This is a genomic window from Streptomyces lacaronensis, assembly GCF_047337785.1.
GTDB classification, from domain to species: domain Bacteria; phylum Actinomycetota; class Actinomycetes; order Streptomycetales; family Streptomycetaceae; genus Streptomyces; species Streptomyces lycopersici.
Window position 1 is genome coordinate 2,881,391 of sequence record NZ_JBLHDK010000003.1, and the last position, 23,599, is coordinate 2,904,989.

23 protein-coding genes are annotated in these 23,599 nt (G+C 72.5%); 6 read left to right on the forward strand and 17 right to left on the reverse strand.

Annotated features, from left to right (window positions below):
* Positions 1 to 197: 197 nt before the first annotated feature.
* The 5 genes from ACMTAK_RS12140 to infC form a co-directional block, all read right to left on the reverse strand.
* A complete protein-coding gene (locus tag ACMTAK_RS12140) occupies positions 198 to 1,376 on the reverse strand; it encodes a sensor histidine kinase (protein ID WP_413806223.1) in 1,179 nt (392 codons plus the stop codon).
* Between the two features lie 42 nt (positions 1,377 to 1,418).
* Positions 1,419 to 2,252 (reverse strand): TrmH family RNA methyltransferase, encoded by an 834-nt coding sequence (locus ACMTAK_RS12145; protein WP_413806224.1) that lies wholly within the window; start codon positions 2,250 to 2,252, stop codon positions 1,419 to 1,421.
* Positions 2,253 to 2,817: 565 nt separating this feature from the next.
* Positions 2,818 to 3,201 carry a 50S ribosomal protein L20 gene (rplT, locus tag ACMTAK_RS12150; RefSeq protein ID WP_009713826.1) on the reverse strand — a complete coding sequence of 128 codons (384 nt, stop codon included), beginning with the start codon at positions 3,199 to 3,201 and terminating at the stop codon, positions 2,818 to 2,820.
* Positions 3,202 to 3,314: 113 nt separating this feature from the next.
* The gene (rpmI, locus tag ACMTAK_RS12155; protein WP_020867203.1) at positions 3,315 to 3,509 is read right to left on the reverse strand and encodes a 50S ribosomal protein L35; all 195 of its coding nucleotides are present in this window, start codon (positions 3,507 to 3,509) and stop codon (positions 3,315 to 3,317) included.
* Positions 3,510 to 3,629: 120 nt separating this feature from the next.
* The gene (gene infC, locus ACMTAK_RS12160; RefSeq protein ID WP_093470618.1) at positions 3,630 to 4,271 is read right to left on the reverse strand and encodes a translation initiation factor IF-3; all 642 of its coding nucleotides are present in this window, start codon (positions 4,269 to 4,271) and stop codon (positions 3,630 to 3,632) included.
* Between the two features lie 447 nt (positions 4,272 to 4,718).
* On the opposite strand from infC, the gene ACMTAK_RS12165 reads away from it, so the two are divergent.
* Positions 4,719 to 5,084: a DUF1844 domain-containing protein gene (locus ACMTAK_RS12165; RefSeq protein WP_413806225.1), complete on the forward strand. Its 366-nt coding sequence runs from the start codon at positions 4,719 to 4,721 to the stop codon at positions 5,082 to 5,084.
* Positions 5,085 to 5,174: 90 nt separating this feature from the next.
* On the opposite strand, the gene ACMTAK_RS12170 is transcribed toward ACMTAK_RS12165, so the two are convergent.
* A complete protein-coding gene (locus ACMTAK_RS12170) occupies positions 5,175 to 5,975 on the reverse strand; it encodes an aquaporin (protein ID WP_413806226.1) in 801 nt (266 codons plus the stop codon).
* A gap of 105 nt (positions 5,976 to 6,080) precedes the next feature.
* Entirely contained in the window at positions 6,081 to 6,815 is a 735-nt protein-coding gene (locus ACMTAK_RS12175) for an SseB family protein (RefSeq protein ID WP_413806227.1), read from the reverse strand.
* Between the two features lie 100 nt (positions 6,816 to 6,915).
* Here ACMTAK_RS12175 and ACMTAK_RS12180 point away from each other — a divergent pair, with 100 nt between their 5' ends.
* A complete protein-coding gene (locus ACMTAK_RS12180) occupies positions 6,916 to 7,701 on the forward strand; it encodes a serine hydrolase (RefSeq protein WP_413806228.1) in 786 nt (261 codons plus the stop codon).
* A 117-nt stretch (positions 7,702 to 7,818) separates the two neighbouring features.
* On the opposite strand, the gene mycP is transcribed toward ACMTAK_RS12180, so the two are convergent.
* Together mycP and ACMTAK_RS12190 are read right to left on the reverse strand one after the other, a co-directional pair.
* Positions 7,819 to 9,036: a type VII secretion-associated serine protease mycosin gene (gene mycP, locus ACMTAK_RS12185; RefSeq protein WP_413806229.1), complete on the reverse strand. Its 1,218-nt coding sequence runs from the start codon at positions 9,034 to 9,036 to the stop codon at positions 7,819 to 7,821.
* Positions 9,033 to 10,091, reverse strand: a complete 1,059-nt coding sequence (locus ACMTAK_RS12190) for a hypothetical protein (protein ID WP_413806230.1) — start codon at positions 10,089 to 10,091, stop codon at positions 9,033 to 9,035. Before ACMTAK_RS12190 ends, mycP begins: the two co-directional genes overlap by 4 nt.
* Before the next feature lie 213 nt (positions 10,092 to 10,304).
* On the opposite strand from ACMTAK_RS12190, the gene ACMTAK_RS12195 reads away from it, so the two are divergent.
* On the forward strand, positions 10,305 to 11,501 hold the full coding sequence (locus ACMTAK_RS12195; RefSeq protein ID WP_413806231.1) for an amino acid deaminase/aldolase: 1,197 nt from the start codon (positions 10,305 to 10,307) through the stop codon (positions 11,499 to 11,501).
* A gap of 15 nt (positions 11,502 to 11,516) precedes the next feature.
* Here the strand turns inward: ACMTAK_RS12195 and ACMTAK_RS12200 are convergent, their stop codons facing one another.
* From ACMTAK_RS12200 to ACMTAK_RS12215, 4 genes are all read right to left on the reverse strand, one after another.
* Positions 11,517 to 12,482, reverse strand: coding sequence for a DUF2510 domain-containing protein (locus tag ACMTAK_RS12200; RefSeq protein ID WP_413806232.1), 966 nt, complete (start codon positions 12,480 to 12,482; stop codon positions 11,517 to 11,519).
* Positions 12,483 to 12,550: 68 nt separating this feature from the next.
* Complete coding sequence (locus ACMTAK_RS12205; RefSeq protein WP_413806233.1) at positions 12,551 to 13,333, reverse strand: 3-oxoacyl-ACP reductase; 783 nt, start codon at positions 13,331 to 13,333, stop codon at positions 12,551 to 12,553.
* 1 nt (position 13,334) lies between these two features.
* A complete protein-coding gene (locus tag ACMTAK_RS12210) occupies positions 13,335 to 14,717 on the reverse strand; it encodes an aldehyde dehydrogenase family protein (RefSeq protein WP_413806234.1) in 1,383 nt (460 codons plus the stop codon).
* 11 nt (positions 14,718 to 14,728) lie between these two features.
* Positions 14,729 to 16,096: a glutamine synthetase family protein gene (locus ACMTAK_RS12215; RefSeq protein WP_413806235.1), complete on the reverse strand. Its 1,368-nt coding sequence runs from the start codon at positions 16,094 to 16,096 to the stop codon at positions 14,729 to 14,731.
* Positions 16,097 to 16,229: 133 nt separating this feature from the next.
* On the opposite strand from ACMTAK_RS12215, the gene ACMTAK_RS12220 reads away from it, so the two are divergent.
* The 3 genes from ACMTAK_RS12220 to ACMTAK_RS12230 all read left to right on the forward strand — a co-directional run bounded on the left by ACMTAK_RS12220 (position 16,230) and on the right by ACMTAK_RS12230 (position 19,382).
* Positions 16,230 to 16,982: a FadR/GntR family transcriptional regulator gene (locus ACMTAK_RS12220; protein WP_413806236.1), complete on the forward strand. Its 753-nt coding sequence runs from the start codon at positions 16,230 to 16,232 to the stop codon at positions 16,980 to 16,982.
* Positions 16,983 to 17,109: 127 nt separating this feature from the next.
* Entirely contained in the window at positions 17,110 to 18,606 is a 1,497-nt protein-coding gene (gene eat, locus ACMTAK_RS12225; RefSeq protein ID WP_413806237.1) for an ethanolamine permease, read from the forward strand.
* 83 nt (positions 18,607 to 18,689) lie between these two features.
* Positions 18,690 to 19,382 carry a gamma-glutamyl-gamma-aminobutyrate hydrolase family protein gene (locus tag ACMTAK_RS12230; protein WP_413806238.1) on the forward strand — a complete coding sequence of 231 codons (693 nt, stop codon included), beginning with the start codon at positions 18,690 to 18,692 and terminating at the stop codon, positions 19,380 to 19,382.
* Positions 19,383 to 19,402: 20 nt separating this feature from the next.
* On the opposite strand, the gene ACMTAK_RS12235 is transcribed toward ACMTAK_RS12230, so the two are convergent.
* The 4 genes from ACMTAK_RS12235 to ACMTAK_RS12250 form a co-directional block, all read right to left on the reverse strand.
* Complete coding sequence (locus ACMTAK_RS12235) at positions 19,403 to 20,128, reverse strand: alpha/beta fold hydrolase (RefSeq protein ID WP_413806239.1); 726 nt, start codon at positions 20,126 to 20,128, stop codon at positions 19,403 to 19,405.
* A 96-nt stretch (positions 20,129 to 20,224) separates the two neighbouring features.
* Positions 20,225 to 21,094 carry a chitosanase gene (locus ACMTAK_RS12240; protein WP_413806240.1) on the reverse strand — a complete coding sequence of 290 codons (870 nt, stop codon included), beginning with the start codon at positions 21,092 to 21,094 and terminating at the stop codon, positions 20,225 to 20,227.
* A 217-nt stretch (positions 21,095 to 21,311) separates the two neighbouring features.
* The gene (locus ACMTAK_RS12245; protein WP_413806241.1) at positions 21,312 to 22,571 is read right to left on the reverse strand and encodes an MBL fold metallo-hydrolase; all 1,260 of its coding nucleotides are present in this window, start codon (positions 22,569 to 22,571) and stop codon (positions 21,312 to 21,314) included.
* Between the two features lie 69 nt (positions 22,572 to 22,640).
* Positions 22,641 to 23,519: a GNAT family N-acetyltransferase gene (locus tag ACMTAK_RS12250; RefSeq protein WP_413806242.1), complete on the reverse strand. Its 879-nt coding sequence runs from the start codon at positions 23,517 to 23,519 to the stop codon at positions 22,641 to 22,643.
* Positions 23,520 to 23,599: the final 80 nt, after the last annotated feature.

Sequence of the window (23,599 nt, forward strand, 5' to 3'; positions counted from 1 at the left end):
CCAGCTACCGCTGGGAGGTGCCCCCCGGCTGCGCGACCCCGGCTCGACTGGCTGCGACCGCTGCGCCCCGTGCAGGGGACGCCAAAGGTGCCAAAGCCCGAGTCTAAGGGGCGCGAGAGGGGTGCTGTTCCGGGGGACGCCGCACGACGGCCGTCGCGCTCGGGGTCCGCCCCGTGCTGGAGAAGCCCGCGGGTGGATCAGGCCAGATAGGCCGGGGTGCCCACGGGCAGGGTAAATCGGAACTCCGCGCCGCCGCCGCGGGCCCGGTCGACGGTGATCGCGCCGCCGTGGGCCTCGACGATGCCCTTGACGATGTAGAGCCCCAGACCGGTGCCGCCGCGCTTGCTGCCCCGCCAGAAGCGGGTGAAGACGCGGCTCATCGACTCCTCCGGGATACCGGGGCCCTCGTCGCTCACGGTGACGGCGGTCCTTTCGACAATGGGGCCTTCAGTGGGGCCTTCCGCGACCGGCTTGGCCGGTGCGGGCGCGATATCAATGGTGACCGTTCCCTCGCCGTGGCGCACCGCATTTTCCAGCAGGTTGCCCAGCACCTGATCGATCTTGTCCGGATCTGCCCACAGCCTGGGCAGCGGGCCCCTGACCCTGATCAGGAACCGCTCGGCGGTGTGCCCGGCCGCGGTGAGCGCCTGCACATGGCGGCGGACGGCGGCGGCGAGATCCACCGGCTGGCGGCGCACCTCCAGCCGGCCGGAGTCGATCCGGGAGATGTCCAGCAGCTCGGCGATCAGCCGGGTGACCCGGTTGGCGTCGGCGTCCACGGTCTCCAGCATCAGCCGCTTCTGGTCGTCGGTGAACCGCTCCCACTTCGCCAGCAGCGTGGCCGTGAACCCCTTCACGGACGTCAGCGGCGAACGCAGCTCATGGGCGACGGTCGCGATCAGCTCGGCATGGCTGCGCTCGGTGCGGCGGCGGGCCTCGGTGCCGCGCAGACAGACCACCACCCGGCGCACCGGTCCGGTCGGCCGCTCGCGCACATAGCGGGCCGAGACCAGCACCTCGCGGCCGCCCGGCAGCAGCAGATTCCGCTCGGGCTGACCGGCCCGGATGGCCAGCCCTCCATAGGGATCGGTCAGCGCCCACCAGCGTCGGCCGTCCAGGTCCTCTAACGGCAGGGCCACCTCGAGTCGACGGCCGATCGCGTCCGCGGGGTCGGTGGCGGTGATACGGGCCGCCGCCGCGTTGAAGCACGTGACCAGGCCGGTCTCGTCGGCCACCACCAGGCCGTCGGGCAGATCGTCGGGGTGCGGTCCCAGCACGTCCGGCGCGCCGCCGGGGTCCTCCCCGGTGGACGGGCGGCCGTGCCCGCCGGGCGCATGGGCTTCGGCCGCCCTGGCGCCGGAAGTCCTGACGTCCATCCCCACCCCCTCTCGGGTCCCCTCCCAGAGGGGGCAACCCTACTAGGTCGATGTGACGGAGCGGCACCCTGCGGGAGCGCGCTGCGCACGAGCGGAGGCATAGAGGCACACGGCGGCGGCCGTGGCGAGGTTGAGGCTCTCGGCCCTGCCGTGAATCGGAACGCGCACCACCTCGTCCGCGAGTGCGCGGGTAGCCTCCGGCAGGCCCCATGCCTCATTACCGAAGATCCAGGCGGTGGGGGCGCCCAGCAGCCCGTCGTCCAGTTCCGAGTCCAGGTCCCGCTCCCCCGCCCCATCCGCGGCCAGCACCCGCGCCCCGGCCTCCCGCAGCCCGCTCACCGCGCGCTCGACGGGCACGCCGACGGCGACGGGAAGGTGGAAGAGGGAGCCGACGGAGGCGCGTACGGCCTTGGGGTTGTACGGGTCCACGGAGGCGTCCGTCAGCACGACCGCGTCCGCCCCCGCAGCGTCGGCGCACCGCAGCACGGTGCCGGCGTTGCCGGGGTCGCGGACGTTCGCGAGCACGGCGACAAGCTTCGGCCGGGCGGCCAGGATCTCCTCGAACGGCGAGTCCAGGAAGCGGCACAGCCCGACGATGCCCTGTGGGGTGACCGTGTCGGACATCTCCGCGACGACGTCATCGGTCGCGGAGAACACGGGGATGTCCGCGGCGCGGGCGGCGCCGAGGATCTCGTGGTGCCGCTCGGCGGCCTCGGGGGTGGCGTACACCTCCACGAGATGCGCGATGGCCTCCCGTACGGCCTGTGGCCCCTCGACGATGAACCGCCGCTCCTTGCCTCGGAAGCTGCGCTTGGCGAGCCGGCGGGCCGCGGTGACGCGTGGCGATCGCAGGGAGGTCAATTCGGGGCTGGCCATGGGGTGCGTGCGCTTTCTCGTGTGGTGTGGTGATGGCACGGGCCGGGGGTTTCCCCCACCCCGCCCCTCCCCGAAACCGAGGGCAAGCCCCCGGGCCCCCGGGAGGGACAGCGGCATCCCCGGTAGCGGCGCCTCGGGCCCCGGACGGGCAGCGACGTACCCGGCTACGGGCTCGCCCCACGGGGCGAACTCCCCCACCCCGCCCCTCCCCGAAACCGGGGGCAAGCCCCCGGAACCCCGGGAGGGACAGCGGTGCACCCGGCAGTGGCGGATCGAGCCTCGGGCCCCGGACCCCCGGGAGGGACAGCGGCGTCCCCGGCAGCGGCGCCGCGGGCCCCGCAAGAACAGGGCCCCACCCAGCTGCGGGCGGGCCGTCCCGCAGGGCGGAACGCGCCCCGTTGTGGGCGATCGTCCCGCGGCGCGGGACGGGTGGGCACGACCCGGCCACCGGGCCGCACCCGGAAACGAGACCACAGGGGGGCGGAGCCGCAGGGGCATCGACATGCGCGGACCCGCAGGTGATGCGCTCACCTGCGGGTCCACTGGGCAATGCTCAGCGCAGCGCTTACGCGGCCTTCGGCGCGTTCACATCGCTCGGCAGCGCCTTCTGCGCGGCCTCCACCAGCGCCGCGAACGCGTTCGCGTCGTTGACCGCGAGGTCCGCCAGAATCTTGCGGTCGACCTCGATGTTCGCGGCCTTCAGACCCTGGATGAAGCGGTTGTACGTCATGCCATTGGCGCGGGCAGCGGCGTTGATGCGCTGGATCCACAGCTGGCGGAAGTCGCCCTTGCGCTTCTTGCGGTCGTTGTAGTTGTAGACCAGAGAGTGGGTGACCTGCTCCTTGGCCTTGCGGTACAGGCGGGAGCGCTGGCCCCGGTAGCCGCTGGCCTGCTCGAGGATCGCCCGGCGCTTCTTGTGGGCGTTGACTGCCCGCTTGACGCGTGCCACTTGTTTAACTCCTTGTACGGGGCCGCGGGTGACTCACGCGGCCCGGAAACGAATAGGTCCCGGTGGGTCCCGGTCTGGCGCTCGCCTCACCCCGCCGGAGCGGGGCAGGGGCGTCACTTGCCGAGAAGCTTCTTGATCTTCTTGGCGTCGGCAGGGGCCATCTCGACCTTTCCGGCCAGGCGGCGCGTCAGCGTGGACGGCTTGTGCTCGAGAAGGTGGCGGCGACCGGCGCGCTGGCGCACCACCTTGCCGGAGCCGGTGAGCTTGAAGCGCTTGCTGGCACCGCTGTGCGTCTTGTTCTTCGGCATGTCGCCGTTCTCTCCTCGTCGGGACGCCTCCGCGGTTCGACACGCGAAAGCGTTATGTGTTTCGGCTGGTGTCCGGGGCCGTTCGGCCCCGGGTGAGCGGTCGAGGCTCGCGCCTCTCAATCACGCCTCGGCGGGCTCCTCGGCAGGCTCCTCGGCGGACGCGTCCGGGGACTGGTCCAGGTGAGGAATTCCCTGGCGCTCCGCCTTGCGGGCGGCCTGCGCCTCGCGGGCTTCGGCCATCGCCTCGGTCTTCTTCTTGTGCGGACCGAGAACCATGATCATGTTTCGGCCGTCCTGCTTCGGGTTGGACTCCACGAAGCCCAGCTCCTGGACGTCCTCGGCGAGCCGCTGCAACAGCCGGTAGCCGAGCTCGGGCCGGGACTGCTCACGGCCGCGGAACATGATCGTGATCTTGACCTTGTCGCCCTGCTTGAGGAACCGGACGACGTGACCCTTCTTGGTGTCATAGTCGTGCGGGTCGATCTTCGGCCGGAGCTTCATCTCCTTGATGACCGTGTGCGCCTGGTTCTTGCGCGCCTCACGGGCCTTCATGGCCGACTCGTACTTGAACTTTCCGTAGTCCATGAGCTTGCAGACCGGCGGACGGGCGGTCGCCGCCACCTCGACGAGGTCGAGGTCGTACTCCTGCGCAAGCTCCAGGGCCTTGGCAAGCGGCACAATGCCGACCTGCTCGCCACTGGGACCGACGAGTCGCACCTCGGGGACGCGAATCCGGTCGTTGATGCGGGGCTCGGCGCTGATGGATCCTCCTCGGTTGCACCACGCGACCGTCTGGCGGACTGCCGCGTAACGTCTGTTTCGGTATGACCACCGCGCCGTAACGCACAAAACGCCCCGACGGGTACACAGGCGGGGCTCCTCATTGACCGGGAGCACCGCCGCGATATCACCGCGGGGCGCAGCCTGACCGATGACCTGCCGACCCTGGGGGTCGGGAGGTGGGAGCTGGGGAGCCTCCACTTGTGGGCCGGACACACAGGTGACCGGCCGGTCGTTTATCTACGATACCAGGACCGGCACAGGATGCTCACCCACCGCGCATCCGGCATCCGCCGTCCCCGCCGTCCCTCGTCCTCTCACTTGTCCCGTCCCCTCCGTTCCCGTGAACTCACCCGCCCCGTGCGTACGGTGCCGGGCGGACGCCTAGGCTGGGGCACACCGTCCATCAGGAAGTGAGCCCCGACCACCATGAGCGACGCCAACGCCGGGCAGCCGGCGGCCCCCGACTTCGACCGGATGACCCGGGACATCGCGGATGTGCCCGCCGTCGAGGTGATCACCACGGTCGCGGTGCACCTGATGAGCGCCGCCGCGGTCAATCTGGGCCTGGCCGAGGAGGGTCCCCAGCACAAGGACCTGGACGAGGCGCGAAAGCTGATCAACGCCCTGGCGGGGCTCGTCACGGCCAGCGCCACGGAGATCAGCTCCTTCCACGCGGCCCCGCTGCGGGATGGTCTGAAGTCTCTCCAGCTCGCCTTCCGCGAGGCGTCGGTGGTGCCGGACGAGCCGGGGCAGGGGCCCGGCGAGAAGTTCACCGGCCCGGTCTTCGGCTGACCGGCTGCCGTCTTCGGCTGACCGCCTGCCCCCCGTAGCCTCACGGCCGGCCCCCGGCATCGACTCGGGCCGTCCGGCGCCCCTTGCCGCTCAGGCCGCCTCCGGACCCTTGGTCTCCGGGCCGCCCGCCTCGGGGCGGTGGCCGCCGCGCATGCGTCCCCACGGACCGGTCGCCGGGGGCGGATGTGCCTCCTCCTGTTCGGCCCGGCCAGCGGGATGGAGATGGGTGAACCGGTGCACCGCCGCGGCGAGCACCCCGCCGACCAGTGGCGCCACGATGAACAGCCACAGCTGGCCCAGCGCATCGCCGCCCGCGAAGATCGCGGGGCCGAAGCTGCGCGCCGGATTGACCGAGGCCCAGGTCAACGGGATGCCGATCAGATTGACCGCGGCGAGGGCGAGGCCCACCGGGACCGGTTCGGCGCCGACCATCGGCACCGCGTGGGTCACCGTGAGGAAGACGAAGACCAGCAGGAAGGTCAGCAGCACCTCGGCGAGGAAGGCCCCGCCCGCGCCCATGCCCACCGGTGAGCGGCCACCGTAACCGTTGCTGCCGAAGGCACCGGCCGTCTGGAGCCGGGGCACCTGGTTGGCGAGCAGGAAGAGGATCGCCGCGCCCACGATCGCGCCGACGAACTGCGCGACCCAGTACTGGACGGCCGTACGGATGTCGATGCGCCTGGCCAGCAGCACACCGAGGGTCACCGCCGGGTTGATGTGGCAGCCCGAGATGCGCCCGAACGCGAAGGCGATCGCGATCAGCGTGAAGCCGAAGGCGAGCGAGATCCCGAGGGCGTTGATGTAGTCGCCCGCCAGGACCAGCGAGCCGACTCCGAAGAGGACCAGCATCGCGGTCCCGATGAACTCCGCTACGACCGTTCTCGTCTCCATGGCGCTCTCCTCACGCAGATTCCGACCGCCAGTCGCCTAAGCATTGTGGGCGGAATCGGGAGGATTCGCCTGTTGGTCCGAATGGGGAGGGGCCGGGCCCGGCCCTCAGCGGCTGAAGAGCGGCTCGCCGGGGACGTTCGCGTCCGGCGGCAGCAGCGCCAGGGTCAGCCCGCGCACCAGCCGCGCCCGCAGCACCTCGTCCGCGGCCAGGGCGCCCGCCACCCGGTGCGCCGTCTCGCGCGCGGGCGCCTCCGGGGTCAGGGCGAGCGCGAGCATCCCGTCGGCGTCCGCCGCCGGGGCCAGATGGGCCCGGAGCACCTCCGGCTCGGCGGCCAGCACGGTACGCACCGCCTCGGTCACCGCCGGGTCGGCGAGCGGATCGGCGCTGGTCCGCCCCTCGGCGAGGGCCAGCAGCGCGGGCCCGGTCAGCTGGTACGGCACCGGGCCCGCGAGGTCCAGGACCAGGGTGTCCGCCTTCTCATGGGCGGTGGCCTCCAGCGCCTGGCGCAGCGGTACGGCCACGGGCCGGGCGTCCGGGCGCCAGCGGGCCAGCGTCTCGAGCGAGGTGAACGCGGGCAGCGCGCGCCGGCCGTCGGGGGCCTGGAGCGTGGGCACCGCCATATCGCTGGTCTTGTCGCGGCGCAGCCCCTCGGGCCCCACTTCGGCCTCGCCGAGGATCGCCACCACGGGGACGAGCAGGCGGGCGTCGGTGAGCGCGGCGAGCACCTCCGGTTCGGCCGAACGGTCATCGGCCCAGGCGGCGAGCGCCGCGGTCAGCCGGGGGTCGGCGGAGCCGTCGTCGCCGGAGAAGCCGGGGTCGGGAATGTTCTTGAGCGCCACACCATGAGGGTATCGACAGCGAGGAGACCGAGATCCCCGCACCCCCACCCGGGGCAGGTGCGGCCCCACCCGGGGCAGGTGCGGCAGTGAAGGAGACGGCGTGGAACGCGTGAACGACGGCGGCCCGACGCTGCCCACCCCGTCCGGTACGGGCGGACTGAGCGGCGCGCTCGCCGACGCGCTCGCGCCCGTGGCCGCGGGCTCCGCCGCGGACTTCTCGGTCGCCGTCCTGGAACCCGGGTCGGGGGCGAGCGGGTCTTATGGCGACGGCTCGTACGCCACGGCGAGCGTCATCAAGGTCGGCATCCTCGCGGCGCTGCTGCTCGGGGCGCAGGACGAGGGGCGGCGGCTGACCGCCCAGGAGCGCGCGTACGCGGGCGTGATGATCGAGCGGAGTGACAACGACGCGGCGACGGCGCTGTGGGGGCCGATCGGCGGGTCGAGCGGCCTCGAGGCCGCGCTGGGAAGGCTCGGGCTGACCGATACCCACGCCGACGACCGCGGACGCTGGGGTCTGACACACACCACCGCGTCCGATCAGCTGGCCCTGCTGCGCGCGGTCTTCCTGGACGGCTCCCCGCTGAGCGCGCGCTCCCAGGCGTATCTGCGGACGCTGATGGGCCGCGTCACCGCCGGTCAGACCTGGGGCATCTCGGCCGCCGCGGACGGCACCGGCCCCGGGGCCCGGCTCAAGAACGGCTGGATGCCCCGCGACGCCACCGGCCTGTGGGTCGTCAACAGCGTCGGCGAGGTGACGGCAAACGGTCGGCGCTATCTGATCGCGGTGCTCACCGAGGGTAATGCCGACCGGGAGGGCGGGGTGGCGCTGGTGGAGCAGGTGGCACGTGCTGCCGTGGCGACGACCGCCGCGTACGCATCGGGGTGAGCGGCCCGCTCCGGAACGGCCCCCGGCCCGGCAACCGCCGTCATGCTTCAGCGCGTACGGATTCCCACGGGCAGGCGCGCACACCGGGCCCGAACCGGCGCGGCGGCCGGACGCCGCTCAGCGCGTACGCGTCCCCGTCAGCAGCGCCCGCACTCGCGGGGGCACCCGCAGGGGGCCCGAGCCGCGCCACAGGGATATCGCGGCGACGACCAGGGCCGTGCCGGCGAGTCCGGCGAGGAGGGCCATCTGGTTGGGGCCTGAGTCGTCGTGGGCGCCCTGGGTGTGGCTTGGGCCGTTGCCGAAGTAGCGGTTCGGGGAGGCGGCCGCGGCGGGCCGTTGGGCCTCGGGCTTCAGCTTGCCGCCCGCGGTGATCGCGGCCGCCGGGTTCACCAGGCCCGCGCCGAGTTCATCGCTGCGGCCGCCCTCGGGGACGTCCTGGGCGGTCCTGGTGAGGAGCCCGCGGATCTGGCGCGGGCTCAGGTCGGGGTGGGCGGCGCGGACGAGGGCGACGGAGCCGGAGACGAAGGCGGCGGCCGCACTGGTGCCCCAGCCCTCGTAGTAGCGCTTGTCGGGGTCGGCTATGACCACGTCGACGCCGGGTGCGCTGACGGTGGCGTACCAGCGGCGGGTGGAGAAGGCGGCGCGGGAGCCGTAGCGGTCCACGGCGGTCACGGCGATGACCCCGGGGTAGGCGGCCGGGTAGGAGACCCGGTCGCCCTTCTCGCCGCCGTTGCCCGCGGAGGCGACCACGACCGCGCCCTTGCGCAGCGCGTACTGCACGGCGGCGTCCTCGGCGGCCTCGGGGTGGGCGGAGGCGCTGTCGTCGCCGAGCGAGAGGTTGATGACGTCGGCGCCGTGGTCGGCGGCCCAGCGGATCCCGGCGGCGAGCGCGCCGCCACGGGTCGAACGGGCCTTCTTACGGTCGGGATCGGAGTCCTCGAGGATCACCCGCACCGGCAGGATCCGGGCCTTCGGGGCGACGCCCAGGACGCCCTCGCCGCCGGAGGCGCCATGGCCGTGTCCGGCGATGATCCCGGCCATGGCGGTGCCGTGGCGGGCCCAGGAGCGTTCGCCGCGCCGGGCGCCGAAGCCGATGAGGTCCTTCCCCGGCAGCACCTGGCCTTCGAGGTCGGGGTGGCCGTCGTCGACGCCGGTGTCGAGGACGGCGACGGTGATCCCGGAGCCCTTGGTGGTCTGCCATGCCTCGCGGACGTGGAGGGTGTCCAGCGCCCACTCCTGGGCCTGTATGCCGTCGGCGTATCCGGGCGCCGCGGGCACCAGGGTCAGCCCGGCGGCGGCGAGGGCCACGGCGAGGCGCCGCCCGATCCCGGTCATGACGTGGTCTCCGTGAACGTGGCCAGGGCCCGGCGGAATCCGGCCTCGATCGCGTCGGCGATGCCCCGGGCGTCGTTGCCGAGGCCGGACTGCGCGGGGGCCGAGGTGGCGCCGCGCTGGGTCGCCTCGCCCGCCGACTGCGGGTCGGTGACCTCGCGGCCGTCGGCGAAGCCGGTGACGGTGTAGACGACGGCGGGGGCGTCGGTGAGGATCCGGATCCGCCAGCTGGCGCGCTGGTCGTCGCCGAAACCGGCCGCGGCGGTGCCCTTGGCGGCGTATGTGCGGGGCATCAGATCGGTGCGCTCGTCCAGCTTCTCGGTGGCGAAGCGCTGCCGCAGCGCCCGCATTCCGGTGGGTCCTGAGGTGGTGATCAGCACGCCGACGGTGGTGACGCTGGTGCTGGTGGCGTCGGTGTACGTGGCGCGCACCAGCCGTTTGCAGCCCACCGGGGCCAGCGCCTTGGCGAGCAGCGGATCGAATCCGCCGCCGCAGCTGCTGTCGGGGGCGACGGCTATCCGGGTCCAGACGCGGTCGGCGCCGCCGGGGCCCTCGCCCTTGCCGCGCAGGGTGCGCGGGAAGAGGTCGTCCACGGGGATGCCGTGCCAGGCGGAGCGGGCGTGGGCGTAGGTGTCGGCGGTGGACGGCGGGGCGCCGGGGTCGTCGCCCAGCCAGCTTCCGGCCGCCGCCCCGCCGAGCAGCCCGAGCCCGAGGACGAGACTCGCGGCGGCGGCCGCCGTACGGCTGGGGGGACGGCGCCGGCCGCCCGGCCCGCCGGCCGCGAAGAGCCCGCCGGTGCGCGGAGGCACGGACGGGCGCGGCGGTGTCGAGGGCTGCGGGGGCACCCGGGTGCCGGACGCCTCGGCGGTGCCCCTGGAGAACGGGGCCTTCGCCCGTACGCCGAGGACGGGCGTCTCCGGATCGGGGGTGAACCCGGGCGCGCTGGTGGGGCGCGGTGGGGGCGCGGAAGACCGCTCGGGCGCCGTGCGCGGGGGTTGTGCGGGGCGTGGTGGGGGCGTGCCGTGGGATGAGTGCGCCTGTTCCGCGTCGGTGCTCACCTGCACCCCCTCGCACCCGTCGAGACCTGCTTCACCTGGCTCCGTCCGGTTCGCCGCGCCACCGCACCGCCTTTCGGGCAGGTGGGCCCGTATACGGACAACCCGCCGCTGACCTGCCGGTCGTGGCGTGCGCGACACTCTACGGCCAGCCGGGGGCCCTGCGCACCGGCCGCCCTCTACCCAGTGGTAATAGCGGTCTGGCAAGCTGCGTCCATGTCCGCTGCCGCCGCTGACCGGGCCCGGTACGACCGGGCCACCGCCCATCTCGAAGCGCCCGTGGCGATTGTCGACCTGGGAGCCTTTGACGACAACGCACGGGATCTGGTCCGCCGGGCGGGAGGCAAACCGATCCGCGTGGCCAGCAAATCGGTGCGCTGCCGCGCGCTGTTGGAGCGGGTCCTCGCGTTCGACGGCTTCGCGGGGATCATGAGCTTCACGCTCCCGGAGTCGCTGTGGCTGGCGCGCGAGGGGTTCGACGACGTACTGCTCGCCTACCCCTCCGCCGACCGGGACGGCTTCGCCACTCTGACCGGTGACCCCAAGCTGGCCGAGGCCGTGACCGTCATGGTGGACGACCTCTCCCAGCTCGATCTGATCGACAGCGTTCGCGCCGGGACCGAAGAGGTCCGGGTCTGTCTGGAATTGGACACCTCGCTGCGGATGCTCGGCGGACGGGTGCGAGTCGGGGCGCTGCGCTCACCGCTGCGCGAACCGGAGCAACTGGCCGCCCTGGCACGGGCGATCGCCGACCGCCCCGGCTTCCGGCTGGTCGGGCTGATGGCGTACGAGGGGCATGTGGCGGGCGTGGGCGACGCGGTGCCCGGGAGCCCGCTGCGCTCGCGCGCCATCCGGCTGATGCAGTCCGTGGCGCGCCGGGAGCTCGCGGCGCGCCGGGCCGCGGCCGTACGGGCGGTGCGGGCCGTGGCGGACCTGGAGTTCGTCAACGGCGGCGGTACGGGCAGTGTGCAGCACACCGCCGCGGAGGGCGCGGTGACCGAGATCGCCGCCGGGTCCGGGCTCTACCAGCCGCGCCTGTTCGACCACTACACGTCCTTCCGCGGCCGCCCGGCGGCCCTGTTCGCCCAGCCGGTGGTGCGCCGCCCCGGGGTGGGCGTGGTGACGGTGCTCGGCGGCGGCTATCCGGCGTCGGGCGCGGCGGGCCCGGACCGGCTGCCGGTGCCGTATCTGCCTCAGGGGCTCGTGTACGACTCGATGGAGGGGCCGGGCGAGGTGCAGACCCCGCTGCTGGGCACGGCCGCCGACGATCTGCTGATCGGCGACAAGGTGTGGTTCCGGCACGCCAAGGCCGGTGAGCTGTGCGAGCGGTTCGACACGCTGCGGCTGATCGAGGGGGACCGGGTGGTGGCCGAGGTGCCGACGTACCGGGGCGAGGGCAGGACGTTCCTCTGACGGCTGGGAACGCGTCTAGATGGACCGGCCGTTGCCCGCCAGCGCCTCGATGCCCTTGACGATCTTGTCCATGTCGCTGAGCGGCGGCGCCTTGTCGCTCTCGTCGAACCCGAAGCGCACCACGACCATCGTGTCCGGCATGGTCGGCGAGGGGAACGCCACCGACTGCACGATGCCGTCGTCGCCCTTCTTCGTCACCACCTTCCAGCGGACCAGATAGCCCTTCTTGCCCGCGACCTCGACCGCCGACGCCTTCAGCTGCTTATGAGAGGTGATCCCGCCGTACGCCTTGCGGTCGGTGTCCTTGTCGGTGCCGTAGGACTCCTCGGCGTTCTGCTCGATGTCCTCCTTGGCTATGCCCTTGGCGGAGGTGGCCTTGTAGCCCTCGGCGGTCCGGGAGAAGGCACCGCCGCGCACACAGTCGGTGGACGGGTCGCCCGGGCAGGGGTAGCGGGAGGTGGTGACGCCCGCGCCGCCGGAGCTGCTGCGCCCCGCCTGCCAGCCGGAGAGCACCGGCAGGCTGATGCCGTTGCCCTGGTCCGGGGCGGTGTCCGGGTCGTAGCTGGGCGGTGCCCCGGGGCTCTCGGTGGGCCCCTCCGAGGGGTCGTCCGGGGTGGGGAGGTCCGGGGCCGGGTCGCCGCCGTCGTCCGGCGCGGAGGTGCTGGGGGCGGGCCCGGTCTGGGCGTTCCCACCGCCGTCGCCGCCGTCGCCCAGCAGCACGATGCCACCGACGATCGCGGCGACGACGACGCCCACGGCGACGGACAGCGCCGCGATCCTCGGGCCCCGGCCCCGGCCGTGCCCGTGTCCCCCCTGCCGCCCTGGCAGGTAGGGGGGCGGCGGCGGGCCGAAGGCCGGGTCCGCGGCCCCCGAGGCATCACGGGTGTACTCGGTCCAGGCCGAGCCGTCCCACCACCGTTCCATGGCGGGGCCGTTACCTGCGTAGCCGGGATCGGGGTACCAGCCGGGGGGCGTGTTCATGGTCACATGGTCAGCCTATGGCCAGGGGTGGGGTCCGTACACCGCGGATGGCCGGACTGCGCACCGGACTACAACGGCGTGACATATGCCCCGGCGATCCCGCCGTCCACGAGGAACTCGGCGGCGTTGACGAAGGACGCGTCATCGCTGGCCAGGAAGGCCACGGCGGAGGCGATCTCCTCAGGCTCGGCGAACCGGCCCACCGGTACGTGCACCAGCCGGCGCTGGGCCCGCTCCGGGTCCTTGGCGAACAGCTCCTTCAGCAGCGGGGTGTTGACCGGCCCCGGGCACAGCGCGTTGACCCGGATGCCCTCGCGGGCGAACTGCACACCCAGTTCGCGGGACATGGCCAGCACCCCGCCCTTGGAGGCGGTGTAGCTGATCTGGGAGGTGGCGGCGCCCATCACGGCCACGAACGAGGCGGTGTTGACGATGGAGCCCCGGCCCTGCCGCCGCATGTACGGCAGCGCGGCCTTGCAGCACAGATAGACGGAGGTGAGGTTGACCTCCTGGACCCGCTTCCAGGCGTCGAGTCCGGTGGTGAGGATCGAGTCGTCGTCGGGCGGGGAGATCCCGGCGTTGTTGAAGGCGATGTCCACCGAACCGTAGGTGTCGAAGGCGGTCTTGAAGAGCGCCTCGACCTGCTCGGGGTCGGTCACGTCCACCCGGACGCAGAGCCCGCCGACCTCGTCGGCGGCGGCCTTGGCCGCGCTCTCGTCGATATCGGCGCAGACGATGTGCGCGCCCTCGGAGGCCAGGCGACGCGCGGTGGCCAGGCCGATGCCGCTGCCCGCTCCGGTGACGACGGCGGTACGGCCCACCAGGCGGCGGCACACGGGGGTCTCGGTCACGTCACTGCTCCTCGGTGCTGATGAAGACGTTCTTGGTCTCGGTGAAGGCGGCAAGGGCGTCGGGGCCCAGCTCCCGGCCAAGGCCGGACTGCTTGTAGCCGCCGAAGGGGGTGGCGTACCGCACGCTGCTGTGCGAGTTGACGGACAGGTTCCCGGCGGCGACGGCGCGCGAGACCCGGACCGCGCGGCCCACGTCGCGGGTCCAGATCGAACCGGACAGACCGTAGTCGGTGGCGTTGGCCAGCCGTACGGCGTCGGCCTCGTCCTCGAAGGGGAGGACGACCGCGACGGGGCCGAAGACCTCCTCCACGGCGGTGCGGTCCCCGGGGCCGGTGGCCTCCAGCACGGTGGCCGGGTACCAGAACCCCTTGCCCTTCGGAGCCTCGCCGCGGATCGCGACGGGCGCGTCCTCGGGCACGTAGGACCGTACGCGCTCCCGCTGGGCGGCCGAGATCAGCGGGCCCATGGCGGTGGCGGGGTCGGCCGGGTCGCCGACCGTGAACGACGTCACGGCGGGCTCCAGCAGCTCCATGAACCGGTCGTAGACGCCGCGCTGGACCAGGATCCGGCTGCGGGCGCAGCAGTCCTGGCCGGTGTTGTCCAGGAAGGAGCCGGGCGCGGCGGCCGCGGCGCGCCCGAGGTCGGCGTCGGCGAAGACGATGTTGGGGCTCTTGCCGCCGAGTTCGAGGGTCACCCGCTTCACGCCCGCGGCGCATTTGGCCATGATCTCCTTGCCGACGGCCGTGGAGCCGGTGAAGACGACCTTGGCGACGCCCGGGTGCTCGACCAGCGCGGCCCCGGCCACCGGCCCGGCGCCGGGCAGCACCTGGAACAGCCCCTCGGGCAGCCCGGCGGCGAGGGCGAGTTCGGCGAGCCGGAGCGCGGTCAGCGGGGTGGTCTCGGCCGGTTTGAGGACGACGGCGTTTCCGGCGGCCAGGGCGGGCGCGGTGCCCCAGGCGGCGATCGGCATGGGGAAGTTCCACGGCGCGATGACCGCGACCACGCCCAGCGGTTCATGGAAGGTGACGTTCAGACCACCGGCCACCGGGATCTGGGCGCCGCTCAGCCGCTCCGCTCCCCCAGCGGCGTACTCCAGCAGATCGCGCACGTTGCCCGCCTCCCAGCGGGCGTTGCCGATCGGATGGCCCGCCTCGCGGACCTCCAGCGCTGCCAGTTCCTCGATGTGCCCGTCCACGGCGGCGGCGAAGCGGCGCAGCAGCCGGGCGCGGTCGGCGGGCGCGAGCGCGGCCCAGCCGCGCTGCGCCTCGGTGGCGCGGGCCACGGCGGCGGCCACTTCGTCCGGGGTGGTGGCGGGGACGGTGGCGATGACCTCCTCGGTGGCCGGGTTGAGGATGTGGTGTTCGTGGGGGTGTTCGGTGCTCACTCGCTGGTTCCTCACATGCGCTCGAAGGACCGGAAGCGCTCCCAGTCCGTGACGGCGGTGTCATAGGCGTCTTGCTCGACGCGCGCCATGTTGAGGTAGTGCTCGACCACCTCGTCGCCGAAGGCGGCCCGCGCTATGGGGCTGTTCCGCCACAGCTCGGCGGCGTCGCGGAGCGAGGTCGGGACGTGCTCGGCCCCGCCGGTGTAGGCGTTGCCGGTACAGACCTCGGGGAGCTCCAGCTCCTGCTCCACGCCGTGGAGCCCGGCGGCCACCATTCCGGCCACGGCCAGGTACGGGTTGACGTCGCCGCCGGGGAGCCGGTTCTCCAGCCGGTGGGAGGGGCCGTGGCCGATGATCCGCAGCGCGCAGGTGCGGTTGTCCGGGCCCCAGGCGACGGCGGTGGGCGCGAAGGAGCCGGGGCGGAACCGCTTGTAGGAGTTGATGTTCGGGGCGTAGAGCAGGGTGAAGTCGCGCATCGCCGCGATCTGTCCGGCGAGGAAGTGGCGCATGGTCTTCGACATGCCGTACTCGCCGTCGTCGTCGGCGAGCACGGGGTGCCCGGCCTCGTCGCGCAGCGAGAGGTGGATATGGCAGGAGTTGCCCTCGCGCTCGTCGTACTTGGCCATGAAGGTGAGCGCCATGCCCTCCTGGGCGGCGATCTCCTTGGCGCCGGTCTTGTAGACGGCATGCTGGTCGCAGGTGGTCAGGGCGTCGGCGTAGCGAAAGGCGATCTCGTGCTGGCCGAGGTTGCACTCCCCCTTGGCCGACTCGACGGTCATCCCGGCGGCGCCCATCTCGTTGCGGATGCGGCGCAGCAGGGGCTCGACCCGGCCGGTGCCGAGGACGGAGTAGTCGACGTTGTACTGGTTGGCGGGGGTCAGCCCGCGGTAGCCGGTGTTCCACGCCTGCTCGTAACTGTCCCTGAAGACCATGAACTCCAGCTCGGTGCCGGTGTACGCGGTCCAGCCGCGCTCGGCGAGCCGGTCGAGTTGACGGCGCAGGATCTGGCGCGGGGAGGCGGCCACCGGGCTGCCGTCGTGCCAGGCGAGATCGGCGGTGAGGAGGGCGGTGCCGGGGTTCCAGGGGGTGCGGCGCAGGGTGGCGGTGTCGCCGTGCATGGCGAAGTCGCCGTAGCCGCGCTCCCAGGAGGACATGGCGTAGCCGTCGACGGTGTTCATCTCGGTGTCGACGGCGAGGAGGTAGTTGCAGCCCTCGGTGCCGTGTGCCAGGACGTCGTCGAGGAAGAAGCGGGCGGCGAACCGCTTGCCCTGGAGCCTTCCCTGCATATCGGTGAAGGCCAGGACGACGGTGTCGATCTCCCCGGCGGCGACCAGTCTGGTCAGCTCGTCGACCGAGAGCGGGGGCGTGCGGTCTGCCACGGTGGGGCCTCCTGCGTCGGAGAATTCGAGGGGGAACGGAGGGTGCGGAGGGTGCGGAGAGGGGTTGGGGGGCGCGAGTGGCCTTAAGGTAATACCGCAGACCATTGGTTGGGAAGTAGGTGCGGACGGTTCGATGAGCGAGAGCGGGAGTGGGCGCGGGAGCGCGGCGGACGACCGGCTGGCACCGGTGCTGCGCCCGGTGCGCGCGGGGAACGGCTTCGAGGAGGCGCTGGAGCAGATACTCCAGGTGCTGCGGCTGGGGCTGGTCCCCGACGGCGGCCGGCTCCCGGCCGAGCGGGAGCTGGCCGACCGGCTGCGGATCAGCCGGGTGACCCTGCGCGAGGTGCTGAAGGTACTCCAGGACCAGGGGCTGGTGGAGAGCCGCCGCGGCCGCTACGGCGGCACCTTCGTCCGGGCCAGGCCCGAGCCCGCCGAGGGCGGCGGCGAGGACGAGCTGCGGCGCCGGGTCGAGGCGGTCGACGTCGAGGACACCCTGCGGTTCCGCGAGGTCCTGGAGGTGGGCGCGGCGGGGCTGTGTGCCGCGCACCGGCTGGACGAGGGGCGGGCGCGGCGGCTGCGGGCGGCCCTGGACGCGACGCGGGACGCCCCGCTGGCCGACTACCGCCGCCTGGACACGATGCTCCACCTCACGCTCGCGGAGCTGGCGGGCTCACCGTCGCTCGCCGCCCAGTACGCGGCCGTCCGCGCGACCGTCAACGACCTGCTGGACTGCATCCCGCTGCTGGTCAAGAACCTCGAACACTCCCAGGCCCAGCACGGGGCGCTGGTCGAGGCGGTGCTGGACGGGGACGCGGACGGAGCGCGTGAGGTGATGCGGGAGCACTGCGAGGGCACGGCGGCACTGCTGCGCGGCTTCCTGGTCTGACCGGCCGGTCCCACGGGGTCCTTAACCACGGTTTTACGCAGAGGTCTTGCGCATCGCCGACCGGACGGCAAAGGTATGGCCCCACACCTTTGCCATCGCCCCCTCGTGTGGAGCAGGAGTGTCCCCCATGGCCGACGGTACCGAATCCGCCCGCACCGAATCCGCCGGCGCCTCCGGTGGCGGCGCCCCACCGGGCGGCGGCCCGGCGCCGTCCCCCGAGGACGCGTATCTGGAGCGCCGCACCCTGCGGCGCGGCAGCGCGGGCCCGCTGCTGCTGACCGGCCTCGGCGTCGCCTACGTCGTCTCCGGCGACTTCTCGGGGTGGAACTTCGGCCTGGCGGAGGGCGGCTTCGGCGGCCTCGCCATCGCCGCCCTGCTGATGGGCCTGATGTACGCCTGCATGGTGTTCGCCCTGGCGGAGCTGGCCGCGATCCTCCCCACCGCGGGCGGCGGCTACGGCTTCGCGCGGCGCGCCCTCGGCCCCTGGGGCGGCTTCCTCACCGGCACGGCGATCCTCATCGAGTACGTCCTGGCACCCGCCGCCATCTCCATCTTCATCGGCGACTACGTCGAGTCGCTCGGGCTCTTCGGCCTGGAGTCCGGCTGGCCGGTCTATCTGGCGTGTTTCGTCATCTTCATCGGCATCCATCTGTGGGGTGTGGGCGAGGCCCTGCGGTTCAGCCTGGTCGTGACCGCCATCGCCGTCGCCGCGCTGCTGGTCTTCGCCGTGGGCGCCCTCACCGACTTCGACGCGGGCTCGCTCAACGACATCCCGGCGGACCACTCCTCCTTCGGATCGAGCTCCTGGCTGCCGTTCGGGCTGCTCGGCATCTGGTCGGCGTTCCCCTTCGGCATGTGGTTCTTCCTGGGGGTGGAGGGAGTGCCGCTGGCGGCGGAGGAGACCCGGGACCCGGCCCGTACGCTGCCGAAGGCCATGGCCTGGTCCATGGGCATCCTGCTGCTCCTCGCCCTGCTCACCTTCCTCGCGGCGGCGGGGGCGCGCGGCCCGAGCGCCGTACAGGACGCGGGCAACCCGCTGGTCGAGGCGCTCCAGCCGGACGGCAAGGCCACCGTGCTGTCCCGCGTCGTCAACTACGCGGGCCTCGCCGGGCTCGTGGCCTCCTTCTTCTCGCTGATCTTCGCCGGTTCGCGCCAGCTGTTCGCGCTCTCCCGGGCCGGCTATCTGCCCCGCTTCCTCTCGCTGACCAGCAGCCGCAAGGCCCCCTTCCTGGGCCTGCTGGTCCCGGGCGCCATCGGCTTCACGCTCGCGGCGTGGACCGGCGACGGCGCCCGGATGCTCAACACCGCGGTCTTCGGCGCCACCATCTCCTACGCCCTGATGTCGCTCTCCCACATCGTCCTGCGCCGCCGCGAACCGGGCCTGGAGCGTCCTTACCGCACCCCCGGCGGCACGGTGACGTCATCCCTCGCCTTGGTCCTGGCCTGCTCCGCGCTGGTGGCCACGTTCCTGGTGGACAAGGACGCGGCCTTCATCGCGCTCGGTGTCTACGCGGTGGCGCTGGCCTACTTCGCCTTCTACAGCCGCCATCGCCTGGTCGCGGCCGCGCCGGAGGAGGAGTTCGCGGCGCTGGCGGAGGCCGAGGCGGAACTGTCCCGCGACTGAGACCCTTCCCGCGACGGAGAACGATCCCCGCAACGGAGAACGATCCCCGCGACCGAGCAGATCCACGAAGATCGGAGCCCCCGGTGTCCAAGCCCCTGATCGGCGTCAGCACCTATCTCGAATCCTCGGCGAGCTGGGGCGTGTGGAACCTCCCCGCCGCGCTGCTGCCCTCGGGCTACCACCTGCTCGTCCAGCGCGCGGGCGGCCTGGCGGCGATGCTGCCACCGGACGAGGACCCGGCCGCCGCCGCGTCGGTGGTCTCCCGCCTCGACGGGCTCGTCATCTCCGGCGGCCCGGATGTGGAACCGGTGCGGTACGGGGCCGAGGTGGAGCCGCGCACCGGGCCGCCCGCGCGGGAGCGGGACGCCTGGGAGCTGGCCCTGATCGAGGCGGCCCTGGCGTCGGGCACTCCCCTGCTGGGCATCTGCCGGGGCCACCAGCTCCTGAACGTCTCCCTGGGCGGCACCCTCGTCCAGCACCTGGACGGCCACGTGGGCCCGCCCGGCGTCTTCGACCACCACGAGGTGAAGCCGGTCCCGGGCACGCTCCTCGCCGGGATCCTCCCGGAGCCGGTGTCCGTCCCCACCTTCCACCACCAGGCCGTGGCCCACCTGGGCAAGGGCCTGACCCCCTCGGCCCACGCCACGGACGACGGAACGGTGGAGGCGGTGGAGCTGCCGGACGCGGAGGCGTTCGTGCTGGGCGTCCAGTGGCATCCGGAGGCGGGCGACGACGTACGGGTCATGCGCGCCCTGGTGGAGGCGGCGTCGGGCTGAGGAGCCGAGAGGGGGCCGGCTCAGCCGAGCTTGAGCAGCAGTTCGGTGAGTTCGGCGGGCATGGTGATCATGCAGTCGTGGCCGGTCTCCAGCTCCCACACCTGTGCCGGGGTGCCATTGGGCTGGATCGCGGGGACGGGCCGCCGGGTGATGCCCTCCGGCACATTGGCGACGCAGTGGATATGCGTCCGCGGGACCGTGTTCGCGGCCGGGTTGTCCAGCCGGACCGGCTGCTGGAGGCAGCGCACCGGCTGATCCGACAGCATCGACCGCAGCCACGCCACATCCGCCGGTTCGGTGACCCCGAACAGATCCGAGGACGGCTCCATCCCGGCCAGGGGCGGAACCCGCCAGCCGCTCTCGGACGCCAGGGCCTGGTCGATCATGGCCTGGGTGAAGGGCATGACATCGGCCGCGGTCTCGCCGTCCTCCGGGACCATGGCGTCGAGATAGACCAGATGCCCGATCCGGTCCGGGAGCTGGTTGGCCGCGGACGAGATGACCAGCCCGGCGTAGCTGTGCCCGACGAGCACCACGTCGGTGAGGTCCTCTTCGGTGATCAGCCCGACGATGTCGTCGACATGCGTATCCAGCCCCACCTCCGGGCCCGCCAGATGCGCCGTGTCGCCGTAGCCGGTCAGCGTCGGCGCCAGCACCCGATGCCCGGCCGCCGCCAGCAACGGGACCACCCGCTCCCAGCACTGCCCACTGTGCCAAGCTCCGTGCACCAACAGATATGTCGACATAGCCGTACTCCATCCCCACACCAAATAAACGGGACACTGTCCCGATTGAAGATATGGGACAGTGTCCCGCTTAGCAAGCGGGGACCGGCTCGGCGGTCAGGAGTTGATCTCGTACGGGTCGCCGTAGACCTTCCACTTCAACGGGGGCGCCAGGTCGAAGTTCTTCTCGTTGAGGAACTTCCGCTGCTCGGTGTCGACCCGGCTGGTGTCGCTGTGCGCCTCCTCGCTCTTCATGGCCTCCTTACGGGCGTCGAGGAAGGCGTTGAGGTAGGTGGTCTCATTGCCGCCCTGCGCCGGGGGCTTGGCCTTGGACAGGGCGGTCTTACGGATGCCACCGAAGCTGTACTTGCTGTTGCCGGGGCCGTGCATCACGATCGCGTCGTAGTAGATGAACTGGCCGAGCGCGCCCAGGCCGTCGCCCTTGCCCTGCTTGACGGCCGGGTTGAAATAGACGCGGTCGCGCTCGTGCTCCTGGGCGTCCTGGAACGCCTTGTCGGCGGCGGCCTTCTTCCAGTCCTTGGTGAAGTTCGGGTCCAGGCCGTCATGGGAGTCGCCGCCGTTGACCTCGCGCAGCGCGGGGAGGTACTTGGCCAGGACGTTGCCGGGCTTCTGCTGGGTGTAGTACTCGACGAGTTCCAGCATGTCGCCGGTGCCGGAGCAGAATCCGACGATGCCGGCGGTGTAGCCGCGGCCGTCGCCTATGTCCTCGATGTACTTGAACTGGGCGCGCCAGTCGAGCGAGGAGTTCTCGGCACTGGAGACCAGCTTCATGGCGATCTCCTTCTTCGCCGGGTCGTCCAGGTTGCTCCCCGCCGCGGCCTTGTGCGCCGAGTGGGTGTGGCGCGCGTCCGACGTGGACGGCAGATGGTCGGACGCCTGCCCGACTCCGACGCCGGTGAAGACGAGCGCGGCCGGTACCGTGACGGCCACGGCCGCGAGGCCGATCCTCCTGTGCATGGGGGACATGGGGACTCCGTTCCTTGTCGACTGTGGGGGAAGTGCGCGCGGCCGCCCAGGGCGCGCCGGGGCAGCCCCGGATCCTGAGCGATCCGTTAGGAACCTTTCCTAACCATTCAAGCGAGCGCGTCGTGTCCACCACAAGGGTTTCGACGCCATTCAGCGCCATTCGACAAAGAAGCAACCCGTGCCGTACCGCCTCGGAAAGGCGGCGCCAACCCCGGTGTTACGACTGGGGGATGGGCATCGCGGGGTCCGCGCCGCCGGTCGCCCCGGGACGCTTTCCGGTCGTCCCGGACGCCCCGGCGCCCGACCGTCCGGCGGGAACGGTCGGCTCGGCCGCGCCCTCGGCCGCGGCCGGTACCTCCGTCACCGGCCGTGCCGCGATCGCCCGCCACCACGGCTCCAGCGGCAGCCCGCGCTCCGGCTCGAACGGCTGGCCGGGACGCGGCACGGCCACGGTCGCCCCGGCCTCCTTCGCCGCCGTCACCGTGCCCTCGGCGGGCTCCTCCCACGGATGCGGGGCGAGGTTGAAGGTGCCCCAGTGGATCGGCAGCATGATCCCCCGCGCCGGGTCCCCGCCCTGGAGATCGAGATGGGCCCGCATGCCCTCCTCGGGGGTCATGTGGATGTCAGGCCAGTATTCGGAGTAGGCACCGATCTGGATCATGGTCGCGTCGAACGGCCCGTACGCCGCGCCGATCTCCGCGAAGCCGGAGAAGTAGCCGGTGTCCCCGCTGTGGTAGATCCGGCGCCCGGAACCCGCCACCACCCAGGAGGCCCACAGGGTGTGCTGGGTGTTGCGCAGCCCGCGACCGCAGAAGTGGCGGGCCGGGGTGGCGGTGAGCGTGAGCCCGGCGACCTCGGTGGACTCGTGCCAGTCCAGCTCGGTCATCCGCTCGGCCGGAACGCCCCAGCGCTCCAGATGGGCCCCCACCCCGAGCGGGACGACGAACATCGCGTGGCTCCGCACCAGCGCCCGGATCGTGGGCATGTCCAGATGGTCGTAGTGGTCATGGGAGATGACCACCGCGTCCACCGGCCCCAACTCCCGCAGCGGTACCGGAACCGGGTGCAACCGCTTGGGCCCCACCATCGAGAAGGGCGAACAGCGCTGTCCCCACACGGGGTCGAACAGCACCCGCCGCCCGTCGATCTCCGCGAGCACACTGGAGTGTCCCATCCAGGTCAGCCGCAGCCCGGAGGCGGGCGGGGTGGCCAGATCGGCGACGGTGGTGGGGTGCACCGGCACGGTCCCGGCGGGTGCCCGGCGGACGCGCTCCTCCTTGCGGAAGTAGGTGGACGCGAACGTCAGCATCGAGCCGGACGGGGCGGTGCGGGCCCCCACCGGGTTGACGAACACACCGTTCGCGAAATTCGGCGACCGCCGGATGCGCTCCATCCGCTCCCCGCTGGGATCCGCTCCGAAGGCGGCTGGGCGCAGGGCGGCGGTGAGCCGGGATCGTGTCGGATGGGAGCCGGTCACGGGGCCTCCAAGGTGAGAGGGCGGGAGCACTCCAACGCGCGGTGCCGTTGGGCTGCAATGACACAACTCTTACGAGGGGGGACCTTGTTCCGCGGAGGAGGAGAAGGACAGCACCAGATGGTCCTCCACCGGGCGGTAGCCGAGACGCTGGTAGAGGGCGTTGCTGGTGGGGTTGTCAAGATCGGTGAAGAGCAGGAGCTCCTTCACCCCGGCGGCCCGCGCGGCCCCGCTCACGGCGGCCGTGGCGGCGCCCGCGTAGCCGCGTCCGCGCAGCTCGGGCGGGGTGTACACCAGGGCGACCCGGGCCATGTCGGCGACCGTACGGCTGATCCCGGCGCAGGCCACCGGCCGGCCGTCGAGCTCCCACACCGTGATCCCGCCATGGCCGAGCTTGTCGTCCACCTGCGCGGTGGCATCGCCCCTCAGCGCGGCGGTCTCGCGGGCGAACCCCTCGCACCAGTTGATCAACAGGTCCCGGTCGGCGGTGGTGGCGGTCCGGGGCCGCCCCGGTGGGGCCGGATCGGGCGGGGTGAGGGCATCGAGTCGATAGAGCCGGTGGGTCTGCTCGACGGTGTTCACCGCACCGGTGAAGTCCTCCCAGGCGGAGGCGAAGGTCTCGGCGGTCTCGCGCCCCGCGTTCACTCCGGTGACCTTCAGCTCGCCGTCCCGGGCGAGGGTGCGGGCGAGGGCCCGTGCCGCCTCGCCGGAGAGGGGGGAGAGCAGCGGGGGGTAGGGCGGGGTGCACAGGAACGCGCCCTCCGCCGGACCCTTCTCCTCCCCGGCCCACCAGCCGTAGACCGGCGGCTCGGCGCCGTATCTGCCGCTGCCCGCCGCTGTCAGGGAGGAGACCACCGTGAGCAGAGTGGTGTTCCGGGCCGGGTGGGCGCGCAGGAAGCCACCCGCCGCGGCCCGGAACTCCTCGAGGTCGTCACTCACCGTCCACGCCATGTGCTCCAGGCTGGCGCGTGGCGGCGGAGCGGCGCACCTCAATTTCCTCGCTTCCGACCGGACGGCCGCTCGGCGCCGGT

Bases quoted from the DNA above. Each gene is read 5' to 3' on its own strand.
- ACMTAK_RS12140 (WP_413806223.1), bottom strand. From the start codon at position 1,376: ATGGACGTCAGGACTTCCGGCGCCAGGGCGGCCGAAGCCCATGCGCCC.
- ACMTAK_RS12145 (WP_413806224.1), bottom strand. From the start codon at position 2,252: ATGGCCAGCCCCGAATTGACCTCCCTGCGATCGCCACGCGTCACCGCG.
- rpmI (WP_020867203.1), bottom strand. From the start codon at position 3,509: ATGCCGAAGAACAAGACGCACAGCGGTGCCAGCAAGCGCTTCAAGCTC.
- ACMTAK_RS12165 (WP_413806225.1), top strand. From the start codon at position 4,719: ATGAGCGACGCCAACGCCGGGCAGCCGGCGGCCCCCGACTTCGACCGG.
- ACMTAK_RS12170 (WP_413806226.1), bottom strand. From the start codon at position 5,975: ATGGAGACGAGAACGGTCGTAGCGGAGTTCATCGGGACCGCGATGCTG.
- mycP (WP_413806229.1), bottom strand. From the start codon at position 9,036: ATGACCGGGATCGGGCGGCGCCTCGCCGTGGCCCTCGCCGCCGCCGGG.
- ACMTAK_RS12195 (WP_413806231.1), top strand. From the start codon at position 10,305: ATGTCCGCTGCCGCCGCTGACCGGGCCCGGTACGACCGGGCCACCGCC.
- ACMTAK_RS12200 (WP_413806232.1), bottom strand. From the start codon at position 12,482: ATGAACACGCCCCCCGGCTGGTACCCCGATCCCGGCTACGCAGGTAAC.
- ACMTAK_RS12220 (WP_413806236.1), top strand. From the start codon at position 16,230: ATGAGCGAGAGCGGGAGTGGGCGCGGGAGCGCGGCGGACGACCGGCTG.
- eat (WP_413806237.1), top strand. From the start codon at position 17,110: ATGGCCGACGGTACCGAATCCGCCCGCACCGAATCCGCCGGCGCCTCC.
- ACMTAK_RS12235 (WP_413806239.1), bottom strand. From the start codon at position 20,128: ATGTCGACATATCTGTTGGTGCACGGAGCTTGGCACAGTGGGCAGTGC.
- ACMTAK_RS12240 (WP_413806240.1), bottom strand. From the start codon at position 21,094: ATGTCCCCCATGCACAGGAGGATCGGCCTCGCGGCCGTGGCCGTCACG.
- ACMTAK_RS12250 (WP_413806242.1), bottom strand. From the start codon at position 23,519: ATGGCGTGGACGGTGAGTGACGACCTCGAGGAGTTCCGGGCCGCGGCG.